This window comes from Kitasatospora sp. NPDC006697 (genome assembly GCF_042869935.1).
Classification (GTDB): domain Bacteria; phylum Actinomycetota; class Actinomycetes; order Streptomycetales; family Streptomycetaceae; genus Kitasatospora.
Genome location: NZ_JBIAGU010000069.1, coordinates 1 through 4,480, shown reverse-complemented (window position 1 = coordinate 4,480; position 4,480 = coordinate 1). Strand labels below are relative to the sequence as shown.

Annotated in this window: 1 protein-coding gene; it reads right to left on the bottom strand. The window is 71.9% G+C overall.

Annotated elements, in window-relative coordinates; translation table 11 throughout:
- Nucleotides 1-4,480, bottom strand: a 4,480-nt coding sequence (locus tag ACFYNO_RS41075; RefSeq protein ID WP_388023884.1) for a type I polyketide synthase, incomplete at both ends; no start/stop codon positions are given.

Below are 4,480 nucleotides of genomic sequence, written 5' to 3'. Positions count from 1 at the left end.
ACCGCCGACCACCCAACTCACCCAACCCCTCCCCCAACACCACCCACTCACCAACCACCCCACCACCCAACTCAATCGGCACCCAGTCCACCCGGTACAAGGGCTCCGGCCCCTGAACCCGCGCCAGCGCCAACGGACGCAGCGCCAGCGCATCCACCACCAGCACCGGACGGCCGGCCGCATCGGCGAGCTCGATCCGCACGGTCTCGGTTCCAGCACGGACCAGGCGTGCGCGGACCACCACGGCGTCCGAGGCGAACAGCTCCACCCCCGACCAGGCGAAGGGCACCAACAGCCCTTCGCTGCCGACCAGTCCACCCGCCGCCAGTGCATGCAGAACCGCGTCCAGCAGCGCGGGGTGAAGGCCGAAGCCGGCAGCACTCAGCCCCTCCGGCAGCGCAACCTCGGCGAACACCTCACCCTCGCGACGCCACGCGGCACGCAGGCCCTGGAACCCCGGACCGTAGCCGTAACCCCGCTCGGCCAACCCGTCGTAGAACCCGTCCAGCTCCACCGGCTCCGCGCCCGCCGGCGGCCAGGCCTGAAGCTCGAACCCGGCCTCCGCACCACCAGCTGTCAGGACACTGACCGCATGCCGAGTCCAACTGTCCGCATTCCCGGTCTCATTGCGCGAGTGGACGGCGAGCGCCCGCCGCCCGTCCTGGTCCGCCGCCTCCACCCGCACCTGCAGCAGTACTGCTTCCCGCTCGGCCAGCAGCAGCGGAGACTCGAGCATCAGCTCCTCCAGCCGCGCACAGCCGGCCTCGTCACCCGCGCGAAGGGCCATCTCCACCAGCGCCGCACCGGGCAGCACCACCTGGCCGTCCACCAGGTGATCCGCCAGCCAGCGGTGTGTGCGCAGCGAAAGCCGCCCGGTCAGCACCAGTTGGTCGGCTCCCGCCACCGCGACCGAGGCCGCCAGCAACGGGTGCCCGGAGACGCCGAGTCCGAGCCCAGCCGGGTCGCCGGTCGTGAGGTTCGGCTCCGGCCAGTACCGCTCGTGCTCGAAGGCATACGTCGGCAACTCCACCCGCCGAGCCCCCGGAAACGCCTGCTTCCAGTCAACAGACGCACCACTCACATACAGCTCACCCACCGCCGACCAGAACGACTCCGCCTCTCCCCGACCCCGCCGCAACGCCGCCACCACCACCGGCTCATCCAGCATCGCCACCAAGGCCTGGCCACCCAACTCCAGGAACCGCACCACACCCAGCCCACGCAGCGCCGCCACGTCGTCGGCGAACCGCACAGCCTGGCGGGCCTGGCACACCCAGTACTGCGGGGAGCAGGCCTCCTCGGACGTCAGCAGACCACCGCTCACGTTCGACACCACCGGCAACTGCGGCGCGCGGAACTCCACGCCTGCGAGCACGCCCTCGAACTCGGCCAGCATCGGGTCGATCAGGTGCGAGTGGAAGGCGTGCGACACCTTCAGCTGCTTGCAGCGCAGGCCGTCGGCCTCCAGCTCGGCCACGAGCGCGTCCACGGCCGCCTCCTCGCCCGACAGCACCACCGAGCGCGGACCGTTCACCCCCGCGATCCCGACACCGTCCCGGCCTGCCAACCGCTCAACAGCCTCCGCCTCCGACAACCGCACCGCCACCATCGCACCACCCGCCGGCAGCGCCTGCATCAACCGGCCACGCGCACCCACCACCCGACAGGCATCCTCCAACGACCACACCCCCGCGACATAAGCCGCCACCAACTCACCCACCGAGTGACCGCCCACCGCATCAACGCCGATACCAAGCCACTCCACCAACCGCCACAACCCCACACCCACCGCGAACAGCCCGCGCTGCGTGAACTCCGTCTGATCCAACCGCTCGTCCTCGCCGAACACCACCTCCCGGAGCCCGTCGCCGAACTCCGCACACACCTCGTCGAACGCCTCCCGGAAGACCGGGAACGCCTCGTACAACCCGCGCCCCATCCCCGCCCACTGCGCACCCTGCCCCGAGAACAACACCGCTGTCCTCCCCTGAACAGGCACCCCGCCCACCACCGCCTTCAACCCCGCCAGCAACTCCCCACGCTCCGAACCCACCACCACCGCCCGCCGCTCAAACCCCGCACCCACCGAAGCCAACGACAACCCCACATCCGCCAGCGGTAGTTCACCCACGAGCGACACCAACCGCTCCGCCCGCCCCCGCAACGCCCCCTCCGACCGCGCCGACACCACCCACGGCACCACCGCCGGCGCCGCGCCCACAACCGGGGGCGGCACCGGAGCCACCGCCGGCGCCTGCTCCAGCACCACATGCGCATTGGTCCCGCTCGCCCCGAACGAGGAGACCCCCGCCCGCCGGGGCTGGCCGGTCTCCGGCCAGGCCATCTCCTCGGTCAGCAGCTCCACCGCACCCGCCGACCAGTCCACCTCCCGACTCGGCGCAGCCACATGCAGAGTCCTCGGCAACACCCCCGCCCGCATCGCCATGACCATCTTGATCACCCCGGCCACACCCGCCGCCGCCTGCGCATGCCCGATGTTCGACTTCACCGACCCCAGCCACAACGGCCGCTCCCCTGAACGGCCTTGCCCATACGTCCCCAACAACGCCTGCACCTCGATCGGATCCCCCAACGCCGTCCCCGTCCCATGCCCCTCCACCACATCGACCTGACCAACCGTCAAACCAGCAGCATCCAAAGCCGCCTCGATCACCCGCCGCTGTGAGGGCCCGTTCGGCGCCGTCAACCCGTTCGACGCACCGTCCTGGTTCACCGCCGACCCCCGAAGCACCGCCAACACCCCATGCCCCAACCGCCGCGCATCCGACAACCGCTCCACCACCAACACCCCGACCCCCTCCGACCACCCCGCACCGTCCGCCCCATCCGAGAACGACTTGCACCGCCCGTCCACGGACAACCCCCGCTGCCGGCTGAACTCCACGAAGACCTCGGGCGTCGCCATCACCGTCACCCCGCCCGCCAGGGCGAGTTCGCACTCCCCGGCCCGCAGCGCCTGCGCGGCCAAGTGCAGTGCCACCAGCGAGGACGAGCACGCCGTGTCCACCGTCACCGCCGGACCCTCCAACCCCAGGGCGTAGGACAGCCGGCCGGAGATCACGCTCCCCGAGGTACCGGTGAGCCGGTACCCCTCGACGTCCTCGGCGCTCTGCGGCAGCAGGGTGGCGTAGTCGTGGTACATCACGCCCGCGTAGACGCCGGTCCGACTGCCGCGCAGCTCCACCGGGTCCAGCCCGGCCCGCTCCAGCGCCTCCCAGGAGGTCTCCAGCAGCAGCCGCTGCTGCGGGTCCATGGTGACCGCTTCACGCGGCGAGATCCCGAAGAAGCCCGCATCGAACCCGGCCGCATCCGCCAGGAATCCGCCACCGCGCGCGTACGTCGTCCCGAGGCGGGAGCCGTCGGGGTCCAGCAGGGCGCCGAGGTCCCAGCCCCGGTCGGTCGGGAAGTCGCCGATGGCGTCCACACCGTCCGCGACGAGCTGCCACAACTCCTCCGGGGAGGAGACCCCACCCGGGTAGCGGCAGGCCATGCCGACGATGGCGATCGGCTCGTCGCTGCGACCTGCCGTCCTCGGCGTGCCGCCGAGGGCGGGGCGCGCGGACGGGGCGGCGAGCAGGCTGTCGCGGAGCCAACGGGCGAGCGCGACGGGGGTGGGGTGGTCGTAGACCAGGGTGGCGGGCAGGCGCACGCCGGTCGCCACCGCGAGGCGGTTGCGCAGCTCCACCGCCGTCAGCGAGTCGAAACCGAGCTCCTTGAACGCCCGGTCGATGTCGACCAGTTCGGCATCCGCGTGGCCGAGCACCGCAGCGACGCACCCACGGACGAACCGGAGCACCAGTGCCTCGCGCTCCGTTTCGCCCAGGCCGGCGAGCTGTTGGACCAGTGCCGCCGCCGCGACGGCGTCCCGGCCCTGCGCCTGCCGCCGGTTCGGACGGTGCACGAGCTCGCGGAAGAGCGCGGGAAGCGGCGCGCTGCTCGCGCGCAGCGCGGCGAGGTCGAACCGGGCGGGTACCAGCAGGGGTTCGGTGGAGCCGAGCGCCGCGTCGAAGAGGGCCAGGCCTTGCTCGGTCGTCAGCGGCCGGATGCCGTTGCGGGCCATGCGGTCGATCTCGGCCTGCGCGAGGTGGCCGGTCATGCTGCTGGCCTGCTCCCAGTAGCCCCAGGCGAGCGACACAGCCGGCAGGCCTGCGGCCTGCCGCTGAACGGCGAGCGCATCCAGCCCGGCGTTGGCGGCCGCGTAGTTGGCCTGGCCGACGTTCCCGAGCAGGCCGGCCGCCGAGGAGAAGAGCACGAAGAACGCCAACTCCTGGTCCACCGTCAGCTCGTGCAGGTTGACCGCCGCCTCCACCTTCGGCCGCAACACCCCCGTCAACCGCTCAGGCGTCAACGACTCGACCAACCCATCGTCCAACACCCCCGCCGCATGCACCACACCCGCCAACCGACGCCCCGCCAACACCCCCGCCAACGCCTCCCGATCCGCCGCATCACACGCCAC